General features: G+C 55.0%; 18 protein-coding genes. 11 read left to right on the top strand and 7 right to left on the bottom strand.

The window, feature by feature from the left end; genetic code table 11:
* Positions 1–36: 36 nt before the first annotated feature.
* The 5 genes from pcnB (at position 37) to panD (ending at position 4,121) form a co-directional block, all read left to right on the top strand.
* A complete protein-coding gene (pcnB, locus tag ACZ3HG_RS16785) occupies positions 37–1,458 on the top strand; it encodes a polynucleotide adenylyltransferase PcnB (protein WP_342354642.1) in 1,422 nt (473 codons plus the stop codon).
* Complete coding sequence (gene folK / locus ACZ3HG_RS16790; RefSeq protein ID WP_191936170.1) at positions 1,455–1,934, top strand: 2-amino-4-hydroxy-6-hydroxymethyldihydropteridine diphosphokinase; 480 nt, start codon at positions 1,455–1,457, stop codon at positions 1,932–1,934. The genes pcnB and folK overlap by 4 nt, the downstream gene beginning before the upstream one ends.
* Positions 1,935–2,010: 76 nt before the next feature.
* Positions 2,011–2,805: a 3-methyl-2-oxobutanoate hydroxymethyltransferase gene (panB, locus tag ACZ3HG_RS16795; protein WP_465333485.1), complete on the top strand. Its 795-nt coding sequence runs from the start codon at positions 2,011–2,013 to the stop codon at positions 2,803–2,805.
* Between the two features lie 15 nt (positions 2,806–2,820).
* The gene (gene panC / locus ACZ3HG_RS16800) at positions 2,821–3,675 is read left to right on the top strand and encodes a pantoate--beta-alanine ligase (protein WP_191934108.1); all 855 of its coding nucleotides are present in this window, start codon (positions 2,821–2,823) and stop codon (positions 3,673–3,675) included.
* Positions 3,676–3,740: 65 nt separating this feature from the next.
* Positions 3,741–4,121, top strand: a complete 381-nt coding sequence (panD, locus tag ACZ3HG_RS16805) for an aspartate 1-decarboxylase (RefSeq protein WP_062747172.1) — start codon at positions 3,741–3,743, stop codon at positions 4,119–4,121.
* Positions 4,122–4,213: 92 nt separating this feature from the next.
* On the opposite strand, the gene ACZ3HG_RS16810 is transcribed toward panD, so the two are convergent.
* Positions 4,214–4,984, bottom strand: coding sequence for an ABC transporter permease (locus ACZ3HG_RS16810; protein WP_191934109.1), 771 nt, complete (start codon positions 4,982–4,984; stop codon positions 4,214–4,216).
* Entirely contained in the window at positions 4,981–5,907 is a 927-nt protein-coding gene (locus ACZ3HG_RS16815; protein ID WP_191934110.1) for an ABC transporter ATP-binding protein, read from the bottom strand. Before ACZ3HG_RS16815 ends, ACZ3HG_RS16810 begins: the two co-directional genes overlap by 4 nt.
* Positions 5,908–6,015: 108 nt before the next feature.
* Between ACZ3HG_RS16815 and can the strand changes: the two genes are divergently transcribed.
* On the top strand, positions 6,016–6,678 hold the full coding sequence (can, locus tag ACZ3HG_RS16820) for a carbonate dehydratase (RefSeq protein ID WP_118665867.1): 663 nt from the start codon (positions 6,016–6,018) through the stop codon (positions 6,676–6,678).
* A gap of 143 nt (positions 6,679–6,821) precedes the next feature.
* Here the strand turns inward: can and hpt are convergent, their stop codons facing one another.
* A complete protein-coding gene (gene hpt / locus ACZ3HG_RS16825; protein ID WP_062747178.1) occupies positions 6,822–7,358 on the bottom strand; it encodes a hypoxanthine phosphoribosyltransferase in 537 nt (178 codons plus the stop codon).
* 253 nt (positions 7,359–7,611) lie between these two features.
* Between hpt and ACZ3HG_RS16830 the strand changes: the two genes are divergently transcribed.
* Positions 7,612–8,889, top strand: a complete 1,278-nt coding sequence (locus ACZ3HG_RS16830; protein ID WP_062747181.1) for a cystathionine gamma-synthase family protein — start codon at positions 7,612–7,614, stop codon at positions 8,887–8,889.
* A 287-nt stretch (positions 8,890–9,176) separates the two neighbouring features.
* Here ACZ3HG_RS16830 and cueO read toward each other — a convergent pair whose 3' ends face one another.
* Positions 9,177–10,793 (bottom strand): multicopper oxidase CueO, encoded by a 1,617-nt coding sequence (gene cueO, locus ACZ3HG_RS16835; RefSeq protein WP_465333608.1) that lies wholly within the window; start codon positions 10,791–10,793, stop codon positions 9,177–9,179.
* Positions 10,794–11,004: 211 nt separating this feature from the next.
* Between cueO and ACZ3HG_RS16840 the strand changes: the two genes are divergently transcribed.
* The 3 genes from ACZ3HG_RS16840 (at position 11,005) to speD (ending at position 13,324) form a co-directional block, all read left to right on the top strand.
* Positions 11,005–11,352 carry a YacC family pilotin-like protein gene (locus tag ACZ3HG_RS16840; protein WP_062747186.1) on the top strand — a complete coding sequence of 116 codons (348 nt, stop codon included), beginning with the start codon at positions 11,005–11,007 and terminating at the stop codon, positions 11,350–11,352.
* A gap of 277 nt (positions 11,353–11,629) precedes the next feature.
* A complete protein-coding gene (gene speE, locus ACZ3HG_RS16845; RefSeq protein WP_191934111.1) occupies positions 11,630–12,487 on the top strand; it encodes a polyamine aminopropyltransferase in 858 nt (285 codons plus the stop codon).
* 27 nt (positions 12,488–12,514) lie between these two features.
* Entirely contained in the window at positions 12,515–13,324 is an 810-nt protein-coding gene (gene speD / locus ACZ3HG_RS16850) for an adenosylmethionine decarboxylase (RefSeq protein ID WP_062747316.1), read from the top strand.
* A gap of 73 nt (positions 13,325–13,397) precedes the next feature.
* Here speD and yacL read toward each other — a convergent pair whose 3' ends face one another.
* The 3 genes from yacL to cspG all read right to left on the bottom strand — a co-directional run bounded on the left by yacL (position 13,398) and on the right by cspG (position 17,242).
* Positions 13,398–13,760, bottom strand: coding sequence for a protein YacL (gene yacL / locus ACZ3HG_RS16855; RefSeq protein WP_062747191.1), 363 nt, complete (start codon positions 13,758–13,760; stop codon positions 13,398–13,400).
* A 166-nt stretch (positions 13,761–13,926) separates the two neighbouring features.
* A complete protein-coding gene (gene acnB / locus ACZ3HG_RS16860) occupies positions 13,927–16,524 on the bottom strand; it encodes a bifunctional aconitate hydratase 2/2-methylisocitrate dehydratase (RefSeq protein ID WP_465333489.1) in 2,598 nt (865 codons plus the stop codon).
* Between the two features lie 505 nt (positions 16,525–17,029).
* Positions 17,030–17,242, bottom strand: a complete 213-nt coding sequence (gene cspG / locus ACZ3HG_RS16865) for a cold shock protein CspG (protein ID WP_062747198.1) — start codon at positions 17,240–17,242, stop codon at positions 17,030–17,032.
* Between the two features lie 1,171 nt (positions 17,243–18,413).
* On the opposite strand from cspG, the gene ACZ3HG_RS16870 reads away from it, so the two are divergent.
* Complete coding sequence (locus tag ACZ3HG_RS16870; RefSeq protein WP_465333491.1) at positions 18,414–19,196, top strand: enoyl-CoA hydratase/isomerase family protein; 783 nt, start codon at positions 18,414–18,416, stop codon at positions 19,194–19,196.
* Positions 19,197–19,201: the final 5 nt, after the last annotated feature.

The raw sequence follows: 19,201 nt of genomic DNA on the forward strand, positions 1-19,201 counted from the left end.
ACCGACCAGATTTCATTGTCACTATCGAGGTGTCCCATTTTTACCCGAGTTGCTAATTTTTGCCGTAAGGTCCTCAGCCGTGAGGAAGTGGCGCCTGCCGTAATCGAGGAAGTGCGTCAGATGGCCGTCGTCCCGCGTGACGCCCATAATATCTCACGCAAGGACATCAGTGAAAATGCCCTCAAGGTGCTGTATCGCCTGAATAAAGCTGGATATGAAGCCTATCTGGTCGGCGGCGGCGTGCGCGATTTGCTGCTGGGTAAAAAGCCGAAAGATTTCGATGTGACCACCAATGCCACCCCGGACCAGATGCGTAAGCTGTTCCGTAACTGTCGCCTGGTCGGCCGCCGTTTTCGTCTGGCACACGTGATGTTTGGCCCAGAGATCATTGAGGTCGCCACCTTCCGCGGTCATCACGAAGCCGAACAACCGGTGACGGAAGACCGAAACAGCTCACAGCGTGGCCAGAACGGGATGCTGCTGCGGGATAACATCTTCGGGTCGATTGAAGATGACGCCCAGCGACGCGACCTGACCATCAACAGCCTTTATTACAGCGTGGCCGACTTTACGGTGCGCGACTACGTAGGCGGTTTGAGCGATCTGCAGCAGGGCATTATCCGCATGATCGGTGATCCGGAAACCCGCTATCGCGAAGATCCGGTGCGCATGCTGCGCGTGGTGCGCTTTGCCGCCAAGCTGGATATGAGCATCGCGGCGGAAACCGGGGAACCCATCCCGCGCCTGGCGACCTTGCTGAATGATATCCCACCCGCGCGCCTGTTTGAGGAAACCCTTAAACTGTTGCAGGCGGGCTACGGTCACAGCACCTATCTGAAACTGCGCGAATATCAGCTGTTCCAGCCGCTGTTCCCGATCCTCACCCGCTACTTCACCGAACAGGGTGACAGTAATATGGAGCGGATGATCCTGCAGGTGCTGAAAAACACCGATAACCGCATTTATAATCAGATGCGTGTTAACCCGGCGTTCCTGTTTGCCGCCATGTTCTGGTATCCGCAGCTCGAAGCCGCGCAGAAAATTGCGCAGGAGAGCGGGCTTGCCTACTACGATGCGTTTGCGCTGTCGATGAATGACGTGCTGGATGAAGCCTGCCGTTCTCTGGCCATCCCGAAACGAATTACCACGCTGGTGCGTGATATCTGGACGCTGCAGCTCCGCCTGTCGCGCCGCCACGGCAAACGCGCCTGGAAGCTGATGGAGCATCCTAAGTTCCGCGCCGCCTACGACCTGCTGGCCCTGCGTGCCGAAGTGGAAAAAAACCACGAGCTGCAGCGCCTTACTACCTGGTGGAGTGAGTTCCAGGTGTCTGCACCGCCGCAGCAGAAAACCATGCTCAACACCCTGGGTGACGATCCGGTTCCGCGCCGTCGCACCCGCCGCCCGCGCAAACGCGTGCCGGGCGCACCACGCCGTGACCAAAATAACGACGCATGATCCGCGTCTATCTGGCACTGGGCAGTAATCTGGCCGACCCGTTGCATCAGGTGCACTCTGCACTGCATGCGCTGGCGGCCATGCCTGAAACCACGCTGGTTGCCACCTCGTCTCTCTATCGTACGCCCCCCTACGGTCCACCTGATCAGCCTGATTTTCTCAATGCAGCCGTGGCGCTGGATACCCGGCTGGACGCGGAAAGCCTGCTGAACCACACCCAGCGTATTGAGCTGGAGCAGGGACGCGTGCGTAAAGCCCACCGCTGGGGGCCGCGCACCCTCGACCTGGATATCATGCTGTTTGGTGAGCAGACGCTGAATACGCCACGTCTGACGGTGCCGCACTACGATATGCTCAACCGCGCATTTATGCTGCTCCCGCTGCTGGAGATTGCTCCGGCGCTGTGCCTGCCGGACGGCACACGGCTGGCCGATATTCTTGCCCGGCTCGATACCCGGGCTATCTCCCGCTGGTAACCCGCCCGTTATCCCCCTTTGCACTGCCCTTCCCTTCCTTTAAGATACGCCAACTCAGTTTTCTTAAGGTGAAATGATGAAACCGACAACTGTCTCTACCCTGCACCAGTGGAAACAACAGGGGCGAAAATTCGCTTCGATCACCGCATACGATTTCAGTTTCGCTAAACTCTTTGCCGATGAAGGCATTGAGGTCATGCTGGTCGGGGATTCACTGGGGATGGTGGTGCAGGGCCACGACTCCACGCTGCCGGTCACCATCGCCGATATTGTCTACCATACTCAGGCGGTACGACGCGGCAGCCCGGCAGCCCTGCTGCTTGCTGACCTGCCTTTTATGAGTTATGCCACTCCGGAGCAGACCTTTGACAACGCGGCACAGCTGATGCGTGCCGGGGCCAATATGGTCAAGCTGGAAGGCGGTAAATGGCTGGCAGAGACGGTCAGGCAGTTAACCGAGCGCGCCGTACCCGTCTGTGGCCACCTGGGCCTGACACCGCAGTCGGTCAATATTTTCGGCGGGTATAAGGTGCAGGGGCGTGACAGCGCTGCTGCTGACCGCCTGCTGGAAGACGCGCTGGCGCTGGAAGCCGCCGGCATGCAGCTGCTGGTGCTGGAGTGCGTGCCGGTGGCACTGGCACAGCGCATTACCGATGCGCTGACGGTGCCGACCATTGGCATTGGTGCCGGTAACGTCACCGACGGGCAAATTCTGGTGATGCATGATGCCTTTGGTATTACCGGGGGCCATATTCCGAAATTCGCCAAAAACTTCCTCGCGGAAGCGGGCGAAATCCGTGCCGCAGTGCGTCAGTATGTGACAGAAGTGGCAGACGGACGTTATCCGGCTGCAGAACACAGTTTCCAGTAACCGAGGAGAAAGGCCGTGCTGATTATTGAAACGCTGCCCATGCTGCGCCGCGAAGTCCGTCGCTGGCGTCAGGATGGCAAACGTATTGCGCTGGTTCCCACCATGGGCAACCTGCACGACGGGCATATGACGCTGGTCGATGAAGCGCGCGAACGTGCGGATATTGTGGTGGTGTCGATTTTCGTTAATCCCATGCAGTTCGAACGTGCCGATGACCTGGCGCGCTATCCGCGCACGCTGCAGGAGGACTGCGAAAAGCTGAACCGCCGTGGCGTTGACCTGGTCTTCTCCCCGGCACCCGGCGACGTTTACCCCCAGGGCCTCAGTGAGCAGACTTTTGTTGACGTTCCCGTCCTGTCCACGCTGCTGGAAGGGGCCAGCCGGCCCGGCCACTTCCGGGGGGTTTCCACCATCGTCAGCAAGCTGTTTAACCTGGTCCAGCCCGATCTTGCCTGCTTCGGCGAGAAAGATTATCAGCAGCTGGCGCTGATCCGCAAAATGGTGGCGGATATGGGCTACGATATTGATATCGTCGGCGTGCCGACCGTGCGCGCTAAAGATGGCCTGGCGCTCAGTTCCCGTAATGGCTACCTCACGGCCGGGGAGCGTAAGATTGCCCCCGTCCTCAGCCAGGTCATGCAGGATATCGCCGGCAAACTCAGCCAGGGGGAGCGTCACGTCGAAACCCTGATCGATGCGGCAGAAAGCACCCTCAGCGAGCGGGGGCTTCAGCCTGATGGTCTGGCCATTGTCGATGCCGATACGCTGCTGCCGCTGAATGTCGACAGCCGCCGCGCGGTGATCCTGATGGCCGCGTGGCTGGGCAAAGCGCGTCTGATTGATAACCAGCAGGTTGATCTGACCCAGTAGACAGACGCGCCCGCTCAGGCAATACTGTCGACCGATTTTTTGAATTGACTGCAGAGTGATTATTTATGAACCGTACTATGTTGCAGGGCAAACTTCACCGGGTCAAAGTGACTCAGGCTGACCTGAATTATGAAGGGTCCTGCGCCATCGACCAGGATTTCCTCGACGCTTCCGGCATTCTGCAATATGAAGCGATTGATATTTATAACGTGAACAACGGCCAGCGCTTTTCAACCTATGCGATCGCGGCTGAACGGGGCTCAAAAATCATTTCGGTTAACGGGGCGGCAGCGCGCTGCGCCTGCGAAGGCGATTTGCTGATTATCTGCTCTTACGTGCAGATGTCCGACGCCGAGGCGCGGGAGTGGCAACCAAAAGTGGCCTATTTTGAGGGCGACAACCAGATGAAACGCGTGGCGAAAGCCGTGCCGGTTCAGGTCGCGTAAAACAAAAGGGCCGATCGGTCACAACGATCGGCCCCTGCGTTACAGGTAGGGGTTGACCTTATTTTCCGGCCAACCCGATAAAACAGTTTTAATCAGGTACGTAATCCACGCCCGCGCTGAATTAACACCCACACCAGCGCGTAAAAGACCACGATAAACGCCACCAGCACGCCCAGCGTAAACACCAGCGGCACGTCATTAATCCCCAGAAAACCGTAGCGGAAGCCACTGATCATATACACGATCGGGTTCAGCTTAGACACCATCTGCCAGACCGGCGGCAGCAGGGTCAGCGAATAGAACACGCCCCCTAAATAGGTCAGCGGGGTCAGCACGAAGGTCGGGATCAGGCTGATATCATCGAAGGTACGGGCAAACACCGCGTTCAGCAGGCCCGCCAGCGAGAACAGCACGGCGGTCAGCAGCAGCGTTACCGCCACCATCAGCCATGAATGCACCTGGAACGGGACGAAGAACAGCGAAATGGCCGTAACCAGCACGCCTACACACACTCCGCGCGCCACACCACCGCCGACATAGCCGGCAATAATCACGTGCGTCGGTACCGGGGCCACCAGCAGCTCTTCTATATTACGCTGGAACTTGGCGCTGAAGAACGAGGAGGCAACGTTGGCATAGGCGTTGGTGATCACCGCCATCATAATCAGGCCCGGCACGATAAACTGCATATAGCTGAAGCCGTGCATTTCACCGATGCGTGAACCAATCAGGTTACCGAAGATAATAAAATAGAGTGTCATGGTGATCACCGGCGGGACCAGCGTCTGGATCCAGATGCGGGCGAAGCGGTTCACTTCTTTACCCCAGATGCTTTTCAGCGCCACCCAATACAAATGTGTCATGCTTTATCTCCACTGTGACCGTTAACCAGGTCCACAAATAACTCCTCAAGACGGTTCGCTTTATTACGCATACTGAGCACCTGCACCCCCTGATGGCTGAGCTGGCTGAACACGCTGTTCAGGCCCTGCTCACGCAGCACTTCGACTTCCAGCGTTGAGGTATCCGCCAGGCGATACTTAAACCCTTCCAGCTTCGGCAGCGGGCTTTTCGGCGCGAGGTCGAGGATAAAGGTTTCCGATTTCAGCTTGGAAAGCAGGCCTTTCATGGAGGTGTTTTCGACCAGCTCCCCGCGCTGAATAATGCCGATATTGCGGCACAGCATCTCGGCTTCTTCCAGATAGTGGGTGGTCAGGATAATGGTGGTGCCCTGCGCATTCAGCTCCTGCAGGAAGGTCCACATGGAACGACGCAGTTCGATATCCACCCCGGCGGTGGGTTCATCGAGGATCAGCAGCTTGGGCTCATGCATCAGCGCACGGGCAATCATCAGACGACGCTTCATGCCGCCGGAGAGCATCCGCGCACGTTCGTTACGCTTTTCCCACAGATCGAGCTGTCTCAGGTACTTTTCAGCACGTTTCTGCGCTTCGGCTTTTTCCACGCCGTACAGCCCGGCCTGGCTGACCACGATCTGTAGCACGGTTTCAAACTGGTTAAAGTTGAACTCCTGCGGTACCAGACCCAGCTGGCGCTTGGCATTGACCACGTCCTGCTGCAGATCGTAGCCAAACACCCGCACCTTGCCGGCGGTTTTATTCACCAGCGAACTGATAATCCCGATGGTGGTGGACTTACCGGCGCCGTTTGGCCCCAGTAGCGCATAGAAATCACCGGCTTCAACCGTGAGATCGATACCTTTTAGCGCCTGAACCCCACCGGCGTAGGTTTTGGTCAGTTTTTCAAGCTCCAGTGCATAAGTCATAGGTTAAAGAGTGCCCTGTTTTGTTTAGGTTTCTTGTTTGTGATTTTCAATCGTGCCGCATTGCCCTATATTACTGCATCGCATTTTGAGCAACGGGTCGACACCATTATGAAAGACATTGATACCCTTATCAGCAACAATCGCCAGTGGTCCCGGTTGCTGAAAGAGGAAGACCCCGGCTTCTTTGAGCGCCTTTCTCTGGCGCAAAAACCCCGTTTTCTCTGGATTGGCTGTTCTGACAGCCGGGTACCTGCCGAGCGCCTGACCGGGCTGGAACCGGGTGAACTGTTCGTCCACCGCAATGTCGCCAACCTGGTGATCCACACCGATTTAAACTGCCTGTCAGTGGTGCAGTACGCGGTAGAGGTGCTGGAAGTTGAGCACGTCATTATCTGTGGCCACTATGGCTGCGGGGGCGTTCAGGCCGCCGTCGAAAATCCTGAGCTGGGCCTGATCGATAACTGGCTGCTGCATATTCGCGATTTGTGGTACAAGCATAGTTCGTTACTGGGTGAACTGCCGCCCGAAAAACGTTTCGATAAACTGTGTGAAATCAACGTCATTGAGCAGGTGTATAACCTGGGTCACTCGACGGTGATGCAGTCAGCCTGGAAACGCGGACAGAAGGTCAATATTCATGGCTGGGTCTACGGCATCCAGGACGGTTATCTGCGCGATCTGGGCGTCAGTTCTGCCAGTCGCGAAATCCTGGAACAGCGCTACCGCCACGGTATTGCTAACCTGCTGAACGACCCGGATCTCAACCCGTAAGCCACCTGTTCTGGCGGCACCGCCAGTCTACACTCACGCGGCATAAGGCCAGGCGGCGTGCGGAATAATGAACAGGCGGGATATGGTATATCAGGCCGGAGAACCCGGCCTTAGTCGATTGTGCTGTGCTTACACCTTACGGGTTACTCGTCCAGCATCACCACTTTACCCACATAGGGCAGATGACGATAACGCTGGGCGTAATCAATACCATAACCCACCACAAATTCGTCAGGGATGGCAAAGCCCACATACTCAACCGGCACGTCAACTTCACGACGAGAAGGCTTATCCAGCAGCGTACAGATCGCCAGTGACTTCGGTCCGCGCAGGCGGAAAATTTCCCGCACTTTGCTCAAGGTATTACCTGAATCAATAATATCTTCAACAATTAACACGTCTTTGCCACGGATATCCTCATCCAGATCCTTCAGGATCTTTACATCACGTGAGCTTGAGGTGCCATTGCCATAGCTTGAGGCCGTCATAAAATCGACTTCGTGTGACACTTCGATTGTACGGCACAGGTCGGCCATAAACATAAATGAGCCGCGCAGCAGGCCAACCAGCACCATCTCGCTGCCGCTGTCGCGGTAGTGGTCACTGATTTGTCTGCCGAGTTCGGCAACGCGGGATTTGATCTCAGCTTCAGAGATCATCACTTCAACGGTATGTTTCATAGGTAGCGCTTCGTCGATTGCTCAGGGAAAGCGGTGAAGTTTATCACACTTCGCCACGGCTTCGCTCACCGTTGCGCAACGGATTTTCCTGCTATACCAAGCAGACATATAGACTGCTATACGTTCAGATAGCCATATTTCATATGGCATTTTGATTTAACCATAGAGCGTTTAGGCATTTATGGCGGCACCCTGCCTCATGCTAGTTTATGCGCAACAATAATAGATCCTATGCCTGACGGCCGGAGTTCTCATGCCTTCCTCACATTCTAAAAAAACACACATCGGCACGCGCGAGCTGCACCCTGAAACCCAGATGCTTAACTATGGCTATGATCCGTCACTGTCAGAGGGCGCGGTGAAACCGCCGGTATTTCTCACTTCGACCTTTGTGTTTAACAGCGCAGAAGAGGGTCGCGACTTCTTTGATTACGTTTCCGGCCGCCGTGAGCCGCCCGCCGGGGAAGGCAACGGATTGGTGTATTCGCGCTTTAATCACCCGAACAGTGAGATTGTGGAAGACCGCCTGGCGATCTATGAACGCACCGACAGCGCGGCACTGTTCTCCTCCGGGATGTCGGCCATTTCCACCACCCTGCTGGCGTTTGTCAAACCGGGCGATACCATCCTGCACTCCCAGCCGCTGTACGGCGGTACGGAGACGCTGCTGAGTAAAACCTTCCGCAACCTGGGTGTCTCGACGCTCGGGTTTGCTGACGGTGTGGATGAACAGGGAGTACAGGCTGCTGCAGAGGAAGCGATGACGCTGGGTCGGGTGTCGGTGATCCTGATTGAGTCCCCGGCCAACCCCACTAACAGCCTGGTCGACATTGCACTGGTGAAGCGCGTGGCCGACCATATTGAGCGCCAGCAGCAGCATCGCCCGATTATCGCCTGTGATAACACCCTGCTTGGCCCGGTCTTTTCACGGCCGACCGAACACGGGGCCGATATCTCGCTCTACTCGCTGACGAAATATGTCGGCGGCCATTCCGACCTGATTGCCGGTGCAGCCATGGGCAGCAAGGCGTTAATTCGTCAGGTGAAGGCCCTGCGAAGCGCCATCGGTACCCAGCTTGATCCGCACTCCAGCTGGATGATCGGCCGTTCGCTGGAGACGCTGGCGCTGCGTATGGAGCGCGCCAACGATAATGCCGCCGCGGTGGCCGCCTTCCTGCAAAGCCATCCGCAGGTGGAAAAGGTCCACTACCTGCCGTTCCTTGACCCGGCCTCTGCCGCAGGCAGAGTGTTCAGCACCCAGTGCAGCGGTGCCGGCTCGACGTTCTCGTTTGATATTCGCGGCGGTGAGGCGGCGGCATTCCGCTTCCTTAACACCCTGCAGCTGTTTAAGCTGGCGGTCAGCCTCGGCGGCACCGAATCCCTTGCCAGCCATCCTGCCAGCACCACCCACTCCGGCGTACCGATCGAAGTACGCAACCGTTTCGGCATCACCTCTTCCACCATTCGCCTGTCGATTGGCATAGAGAATAAAGAGGATTTAATCGAGGACGTACGGCTGTCGCTGGCGTAACGCTCTCGCGGTAAGGTAGCGGGTCGATCGCTGATCGGCCCCTGCGAAATTTCTCTTCCCCGGACACTCCCTGAAAGGCGTTCCCCTCGCTTTCACGCTAACTGGCCACCCTGTTTTCTAAGCTGCCTGTACGGCAGTGAACCGTTAGCTTACGTCATTACCCCGTTGACTTCCTTACCTTTTATCACGATGTTTGGGCAAAACCCTTTTTTCTCACTTTGTTTAAATACTGATAATAATCAGTAACATATAAATCGGCTCAAAAAAAAGGTCTGCCGTGCCGGAGATTACGCCACAGTGAAGCCGAGCATCATACCGGTGTCTTCATGCTCCAGCAGGTGGCAGTGGGCCATATAAGCATTGGCGGCGTCGGCCTGATGATTAAAGCGTACCAGTACCTCACTGCGCCAGCCTTCGACACGCACCGTGTCTTTCCAGCCGCTGCGGTGGGCCGCAGGGGGTTTGCCGTTTTCAGAGAGAATACGGAACTGGGTGCCGTGAATATGGAACGGATGCAGCATCATGTCGCCTTCGCCGGAAACGGTCCATTTCTCGAAGGCTCCCTGCTTCACTTCAAACGATGGCTTATCCATGTTAAACGCAACACCGTTAATCTTGTTCGCCTGATGGAAATCGTAAGCACCGGACGGCTTATCATGTGCCATTCCCGCCATTTCCTCGTGGTCCATACCGGGCATATTATCGTGCCCTGCCATCGCCATCTTGTCCGCATCATCTGCGCCGTCGTGGGCATCCATCTTCATACCTGCCATTGAGGTATGGCCGTATTTTTCCACCAGGGCTGCCATACCGAGACGGTCCAGCTCAGGATCCATCATCAGCTGCAGCCAGCGGGTGTTCAGTCCTTTTGTGGGCGGGACCGCAGGCAGATCCACCAGCTTATCGGGCAGCGTGCCGCTGGCCAGCACCCGCAGGGGATTGATCGACAGCACCGGCAGCGGATAATCGAAGGGCTCCACCGTCATCCCCATCTGCCGCACGGGCAGGGTTTGCAGGTCAAATGCTTTGCCATCAGAGGTGTCCACCAGCACTTCGAAGCGTTCGCCCGGCATCATCGGCAGTTCGGTGACCGGCACCGGTTCAGCCAGCAGCCCGCCGTCGCTGGCGATCACATACATGGGACGCTGGTCGCTGGTGGTCAGATTAAGAGAACGGGCATTACAGCCGTTGAGCAGCCGCAGGCGTAACCAGCCGCGCGGTGCCGCAGTCTGCGGATAGATAGCTCCATTGGTCAGCATCGTATCGCCAAACCAGCCCATAGCGGCACTCATCACATCCAGCTGGTAGTCAATCTGGCTGCCGTCAGCGCTCAGGCGTTTATCCTGTAAGACGACAGGAATATCATCCACGCCCCACAGCGTGGGCAGCCGCAGTTTGCCGCTCTCCGGATCGTTAATCAGCACCAGCCCGGCCAGCCCCTGCGCCACCTGATAGCCGGTACGTCCATGCTGATGCGGATGGAACCAGCAGGTCGCTGCAGGCTGATCCGGGGTAAAGGTGACGCGGCGCTTTTGACCCGGCTCAATACGCGCCTGTGGCCCGCCATCAACATTGCCCGGCAATTCCAGACCGTGCCAGTGTACGGTGGTGGCTTCCGGCAGCCGGTTATAGATGTTGATATTGACCTCTTTGCCGCGCTCCAGCTGAATAGCCGGGCCCAGCAGGCTGCCGTTATAGCCCCAGGTAGGGACATTTTTGCCCCGCCACTGGCTGCTGCCCGCCTGTGCGGTCAGGGTAATTTCACTGCGGGCATCGGCCGTCAGCAACGTGGGGACGGGCAGCAGCGGGCGCTGTTCCGCCGCCATTAATGAACGGCTCCACAGCGGCAGGGCGCTGGCTGCGCCAACGGCAGCGCTTAATTTAAGAAAATCACGACGTTGCATCATCCATTCCTTTTGTCAGATGTCGATATCCCCGGGCAAGTCAGTCGCAGGGGCCAGTATTATCCGCAGCATAAACCCTGCCCCAGCGGGAAGGTCAAGCACGTAAAATGACGGTGCATTGGGTGCTTCAGGATTTTTCTGCCGCAAAAGTGGCTGGCACCCGGCGTGAACTGTGCTAACGTCTGCTTATTGCACACGTATGAGAAAAATCATGAAGAAAAGCATCAAGGCTCTGTTGCTGTTAGGGCTGTTTGGCTTCTCCTCCACCAGCTTCGCACTGAGCGAATCGGAAGCAGAAGATTTGGCAGATTTAACCGCTGTATTTGTTTATCTGAAAAATGATTGTGGTTACCAGGAACTTCCCGACGGCCAAATCCGCCGCGCACTGGTCTTTTTTGCACAACAGAATCGTTGGGATCTGACCAATTACAACAGCTTCAATATGAAAGCACTCGGTGAAGACAGCTACCGCGATCTGAGCGGCATTGCCGTCCCGAACGATACCAAATGCAAATCTCTGGCTCGTGATTCACTGAGTCTGCTTGCCTACGTGAAGTAATCGACCATACTCATCCTCCTGCTGCCGCTGATTTGACCGTGCAACCACGGTCATAAATAGCTATGATACTGGCCCATTTTTTACGGCTGTGATACCCGTTTTTCAGGTGCCGGGGCGCGGACTGTCCGCAACCGCATCGCTTTCGGGATGCACTGGCCGGCCTCGTTATCCCGGCCGGCACAGGTCAGGCAACCGCCCCCCGTTCACACAGTGTTCACCGGGGTGCCGCCTGGCTGAAACCTGAATGACGCAGAGTCTATGAGGAGGAAAACCGACCATGAGCGATAATGAAATGTGGTATGAAACGCTTCATACCGGGTTCGGGCAGTATTTTACTGTCGATAAGGTACTGTATCGCGAGCAGACCGGGCATCAGGATCTGATCATCTTCGAAAATGCGGCACTGGGTCGCGTAATGGCGCTTGACGGTGTGGTACAAACCACCGAGCGCGATGAGTTTATTTATCACGAAATGATGACTCACGTTCCCCTGCTGGCACATGGCGCACCTAAACGCGTTCTGATCATCGGTGGCGGAGATGGGGCCATGCTGCGTGAAGTGAGCCGCCATAAAAATATCGAACAGATCACCATGGTCGAAATCGATGAAGGCGTCGTGACCTTCTGTAAGGAACATCTGCCCAACCACAGCCAGGGCGCTTATAATGATCCGCGCTTTACGCTGGTCATCGATGATGGTGTGAACTTCGTTAAGCAGACCCGCGAAAAATTCGATGTCATTATTTCTGACTGTACCGACCCCATCGGGCCGGGTGAAAGTCTGTTTACTTCAGACTTTTATGAGGGTTGCCACCGCTGCCTGAATCAGGATGGCATATTCGTGGCACAAAATGGCGTCTGTTTCCTGCAGCAGGATGAAGCGGTTAACAGCCATCGCAAACTCAGCCACTATTTTGAGGATGTCAGCTTCTACCAGGCGGCGATCCCGACCTATTACGGCGGCATTATGACCTTTGCCTGGGCCAGCAATAATCCGGCGCTGCGCCAGCTTGATACCGCGACTATCGCCTCACGCTTTGCCGACGCGGGTCTGACCTGCCGTTATTATAATCCGGCGATCCACACTGGCAGCTTTGCCCTGCCGCAATATTTGTTGAATGCGCTGGCTGACTAGCCGGGCATTTTAAGGGGGTGAGTGAAATTGCAAAAGCTTAAACTACATGGCTTCAACAACCTGACGAAAAGCCTGAGTTTTTGTATCTACGATATCTGTTACGCCAACACGGATGCTGAACGCGACGGATATATTGCATACATTGATGAGCAGTATAATGCCAACCGCCTGACTGAAATTCTGAGCGAGACCTGCTCAATTATCGGTGCTAACGTGCTCAATATCGCACGTCAGGATTATGAGCCTCAGGGTGCCAGCGTGACGATTTTGGTCAGTGAAGAGCCGATCGACCCGCGCGACATCGATACCTCCGAACATCCCGGCCCGCTGCCGAATTCCGTGGTCGCTCACCTTGATAAAAGCCATATCTGCGTCCATACCTACCCGGAAAGCCATCCCGAAGGCGGCCTGTGTACCTTCCGCGCGGACATTGAAGTGTCGACCTGCGGGGTGATTTCGCCGCTGAAAGCGCTGAACTACTTAATTCATCAGCTCGAGTCCGATATTGTCACTATCGATTATCGCGTGCGTGGCTTCACCCGCGACGTCAACGGGGTGAAACACTTTATCGATCATGAGATTAACTCTATCCAGAATTTCATGTCAGACGATATGAAATCGATGTATGACCTGATGGATGTGAATGTGTATCAGGAAAATATCTTCCACACCAAAATGATGTTGAAAGAGTTCGACCTGAAACACTATCTGTTTAATACCAAACCGTCCGATCTCAGCCCGCAGGAGCACAAGCGTATTACCGACCTGCTGTGGAAGGAGATGCGTGAGATTTATTACGGCCGCAATATTCCCTCTGTGGGGTTAAAAACGCAGTAAGGGGGATGCCCCCTGTTTAGCGATAGCGGACTGGTGCGGGTCGATCGTCGATCGACCCGACCTGTTTTGCCGCTTAACGTCCCTGCAGAAACGCCCGGTAGGCGGCAATCACCGCCAGGAAGTCCTCTACGCCGCAGAACGCCAGGCTCTCTTCATCGTAATAGTTCATGCCCTCTTCCATCTCGTCGCCTTCAAAACCGAGCTGGTTTGAGCGGATCATCACTTCCTCTTCATCCAGCAGCAGGGTATATTCACTGCCCACGCGCTGCCACTGGCGCACGCTGCCTTTCACCTCTGCGATGGCCGCTTCAACGTCATCCAGCAGCGCCAGGTTTTCGTTCACCTCATCGTTAAACCAGTGGCCGACGGCCTCGTGGCCCATCGTCATGCGCACCTTCACGCCACCGGTAATGTCTCTTAAAAATTCATATTCCATCGCGCCTTCCTCCCGGCCTGCCTGCTTAACCCCATTTTGCGCGCCTGCCGCGACAATACTGAGCTTTGGCGCGCATTATCGCAGCCCGGCGCGGGAAAAGCAGCGGTTTTACGCAGGCATAAAAAAACCGGGCACTGGGCCCGGTTTGTTAACTGCAGACTGACGCTTAAACTGCCGTCTGGAAAATCACACCGTCGGCTTTGTCGGTGTACTGACTCAGCTGGTCAAAGTTCAGGTAACGATAGGTATCTACCGCGGTTTTATCCACCTGATCCATAAACGTCAGATACTCTTCTGGCGTAGGCAGTTTACCCAGCAGTGAAGCGACCGCTGACAGCTCGGCAGAAGCCAGATAGACGTTAGCGCCGGTGCCCAGACGGTTAGGGAAGTTACGCGTTGACGTCGATACCACTGTCGCCCCATCTGCCACACGCGCCTGGTTACCCATGCACAGCGAACAGCCAGGGATCTCAATGCGCGCACCGCTCTTACCGAACACGCTGTAGTAACCTTCTTCAGTCAGCTGTGCCGCATCCATCTTGGTAGGCGGAGCCACCCACAGACGGGTAGGCAGCTGGCCTTTATGCGCATCCAGCAGTTTGCCGGCCGCGCGGAAGTGACCGATGTTCGTCATGCAGGAACCGATAAAGACTTCGTCGATTTTTGTCCCCTGCACATCGGACAGCAGACGGGCATCATCCGGATCGTTCGGCGCACACAGGATCGGCTCTTTAATATCGGCCAGATCGATGTCGATCACTGCCGCATATTCCGCATCCGCATCGCCTTCCAGCAGCTGCGGATCGGCCAGCCATTTTTCCATGCCCTGAATACGGCGCTCAAGCGTACGACGATCGCCGTAACCTTCTGAGATCATCCACTTCAGCAGCACGATGTTGGAGTTCAGATACTCGATAATCGGATCTTTACTCAACTTGATCGAGCAACCCGCAGCAGAACGCTCAGCGGACGCATCTGACAGCTCGAATGCCTGCTCAACTTTGAGGTCCGGCAGACCTTCAATTTCCAGAATACGGCCGGAGAAGATGTTTTTCTTCCCTTTCTTCTCAACGGTCAGCAGACCCGCTTTAATCGCATACAGCGGGATCGCATGCACCAGATCGCGCAGGGTGATACCCGGCTGCATTTTGCCTTTAAAGCGTACCAGTACAGATTCAGGCATATCCAGCGGCATCACACCGGTCGCAGCGGCAAAGGCCACCAGACCTGAACCCGCCGGGAAGGAAATACCGATAGGGAAACGGGTGTGGGAGTCACCGCCGGTGCCGACGGTATCCGGCAGCAGCATACGGTTCAGCCAGCTGTGGATAATGCCATCGCCCGGACGCAGCGACACGCCACCGCGGTTCATGATGAAGTCAGGCAGCGTATGGTGTGTAGTGACGTCAACCGGCTTCGGATAGGCGGCGGTATGGCAGAAGGACTGCATCACCAGATCGGCAGAGAAGCCCAGGCAGGCCAGGTCTTTCAGTTCATCACGGGTCATGGGACCGGTAGTGTCCTGAGAGCCAACCGAGGTCATTTTGGGTTCGCAGTAAGCGCCCGGACGAACCCCGTTCACGCCACAGGCACGGCCCACCATTTTCTGCGCCAGTGAGAAACCACGGGTGCTGGCTGCCACGTCTTTCGCCTGCTCGAACACATCGCTGTGCGGCAGATTAAGAGATTCGCGGGCTTTCGTGGTCAGGCCACGGCCAATGATCAGCGGGATACGGCCACCGGCACGCACTTCATCCACCAGCACATTGGTTTTCAGCTCGAAGTTAGCCAGCACTTCACCGGTATCATGATTGCGCACTTCACCTTTATACGGATAGATGTCGATGACATCGCCCATATTCAGACGGTCAACATCCACTTCAATCGGCAGTGCGCCCGCATCTTCCATGGTGTTGAAGAAGATAGGGGCGATTTTACCGCCGAGGCAGACGCCGCCGCCTTTCTTGTTCGGCACGTAAGGAATGTCGTCGCCCATAAACCACAGCACCGAGTTGGTGGCTGATTTACGTGAAGAACCAGTACCCACCACGTCACCGACGTAGGTCAGCGGGAAGCCTTTAGCCTGTAATGCTTTAATCTGTTTGATCGGGCCAACGTTGCCGGCATCATCGGGTTCGATGCCTTCACGGACGTTTTTCAACATCGCCAGCGCGTGCAGTGGAATATCCGGGCGAGACCAGGCATCCGGCGCCGGAGAGAGGTCGTCGGTGTTGGTTTCGCCGGTCACTTTGAACACGGTTACGGTGATTTTTTCTGCCAGTTTAGGGCGCTTAAGGAACCACTCGGCATCAGCCCACGACTGAATAATTTTTTTCGCGTGCGGGTTACCGGCTTTGGATTTTTCTTCAACATCATAGAAGTTGTCGAACATCAGCAGCGTGTGGGACAGCGCTTCAGCGGCAATCGGTGCCAGCTTTTCATCGTCAAGCGCGTCAATCAGCGCATGGATGTTGTAGCCACCCTGCATGGTACCCAGCAGCTTAACGGCCAGTTCAGGAGTCACCAGAGGAGAGGTTGTTTCGCCTTTTGCGACGGCAGCCAGGAAACCGGCTTTCACATAGGCCGCTTCGTCAACGCCCGGCGGCACTCGATTGATTAACAGGTCGGACAGAAATTCTTCTTCACCCGCTGGAGGGGCTTTTAGCAGTTCAACCAGCGCGGCCATTTGGGAAGCATCTAACGGTTTTGGAACAATCCCCTGGGCAGCACGCTCGGCAACGTGCTTACGGTATTCTTCTAGCACGACGTTCTCCTCGCTCTCATTGTATTTGGCATCCCGGGCTACCTGATCCACCGTAAAGTGAAACAATCCATGTGTAGGGTATGGTGCCCGGTTCCGCGAGGGCCAGCATAGCAGGATTTCGGCGGCATGTTAATCCGTTTACAAAAAAGCAACATCATTACCCTGACCGTTTTTAGGGGCAAAAAAGCGCTTTTCCAGCGGCTTTCACTGCCTTATCCTGCCAATTCTGCCGGTTATTCTTCATCCTGGAATAAAAAACAGCGTATGTTCCGCAAAGCCATCTCCCGCCTGTCGGTGTGGAAATAAATGCAGCTTATTGTAACGCGGCGTTCAATAACTTATCAGGGGGGCAAACCGGACGGAAAGAGAAGCACAGGAAGAGGGCGAGGCCTGGGGGACAAAAACAAAAAAAGCCGCACATGGCGGCTTTTTTATCACTGACGCTGCACTGCTCGGGCTGTTATGCCGTCATCGCGATCGTCTTTGTCAGTGAGGTTATCGCGAATTACAGCGCGACAACGTTTACTGCTGATGGACCTTTAGCGCCGTTCTCGATAGAGAACTCCACTTTCTGGCCTTCATCTAAGGTTTTGAAATCGCTGCTCTGGATTGCAGAGAAATGTACGAATACATCTTTGCTGCCGTCTGCAGGAGTGATAAAACCGAAGCCTTTATCAGCGTTAAACCATTTTACTAAACCAGTCATTTTGTTAGACATAATATTTCCTATTCATTTTTGAGCCACTTTACATGGCGAACATGGCCTGTTCATCAGAATTTATCTTATGGGCACTTAGGAGGAGGCTCTCGATGAAGGGATATCTGTGATAACACTTGTACTGAGGACTGCTTTACTAAAACTGCTTTCATAAGGTCTGTATTCCAAACCGATGCAAACATAGTAGACCGGATACGCCTGAACAAGCAAGGATTCATTTCACTTATATTTTTGGAACTTTATGCCGCCTTCGTTGTCAGTGAAAAGCGCTGAGAAAGCACACCCACCAGGTAGAAGAAAAAAATCACCGGCAGCGTAAATGATAAAAGCCCTGACGGAGATCGCCAGGGCTTTTAGGTTACTGCTAACTCAAAATTTAACATTAACGAACTTAACAAGTTTTACTGCTATTAATACTTCGTTGAATGTACGTGTTTATTACGGACAGTATTAGTAACTAAAATTCTAACTTACCTCCATAAATGACAGTTAACATCATCATGCCAGTCAACAGACATGGCGGTTTAAACAAGTACACACCCATCGCGACGTAGACTCTTTGATACGTGGCTCGACTTCTGTTGCGACGATAACAAAAAGTGTCACAACCTCCAGACTTGCTTGCATCGGTAAAACATGGCCTTATGTCGTCGCGTTACGTTCCCACCCTGCGATTTTGCAACTGACTGCATGGCCTTGAAGCAGTGTCGGCGTAAGAAAAAATAATCTGAACACTTACGACAACATTCCCATACTAAAATACTTCGTGACCTTCATCGCATATATATCTGTTACTCTTTACTGCATCACAGCCGGGTAATATTTGCCTGCTGTGGGATCCAATTTACTGCTTTAAAAACCAGAGTCAATACTGTTTTTAATAACATGTAATTATTATCAGTATTAAAAGACGTCCCAGTTCACATAATGGGCCAATGTGGTGATATTAACGCCAATTGTCAGGAAAAATAGACGTTATTATTATCCCCGAAGGTAAAAACCCCACTGAAAATCAATATTCATGCCACATCAGAAAGCTCTGACAATTTAAGGGGAAGCGCAATGTCCGCTTTATTGATCAATAATGAATGGACGGCGCAATCAGTCCCCTGCTCACGCACATTTTGACGTGATACACTCGCCTTTACCTGCTAAACCGCTGTGAGCCACCATGAATACCCCTCTACCGAACACCCAGTTGGTCCGCTGCGACCGCCCGACCGCACACGTGGCGCGCCTGACACTAAACCGCCCCGTCGCCGGTAACGCCTACAATGCCATGATGATTGCGGAGTTTGAAGCCTGCCTGCAGTGGTGCGAACAGCAGTCCGATATCCGCACCGTGCTGCTGACCGGCAGCGGTACGGTATTCTGTGGCGGAGCCGATTTGCAGGAAGCGTTTACCGACGGCGGTAAAGGGCTGCTTAACTCACATGGCGGCTATAATCCGCTCCAGTATACCCCCCGGCGGAAAATCTGGGTGGCCGTACTGAACGGGCATGCCTTTGGTGGCGGTCTTGAGCTGGCGCTGGAGTGTGATTTTATCGTGGCGACAGACCAGGTAAAAATCGCCCTGCCGGAGGTTAAACACGGCCTGTTACCGCTGGGTGGAGGAATTGGCCAGCTGGCTACCCGGCTACCCGCCAGCCTGGCCAGGGAAATGCTGTTAACCGGCGAACCGGTGGACGCCGCACGTGCGCTGGCGCTGGGTCTTTTTTATCAGGTTACCCCGGCGGAAGATCTGCTGGAAACCGCGCTGGCGCTGGCCGCACGTCTTAACCGTCATTCTCCGCTGGCCGTTCAGGCCTGTAATGCGCTGCTCAGGCAGGCGCTGGCAGCCGATCTTCGCCAGCAGAGTGAGGCTGAGTTAGCGCAACTGCAGCAGAGTGAAGACTATCAGGAAAGCCTGCGCGCTTTTACTGAGCAGCGCAGGCCGCTGTGGACGGGAAAATAGTGCGG

Source organism: Erwinia sp. PME.40.26/001 (assembly GCF_055556675.1).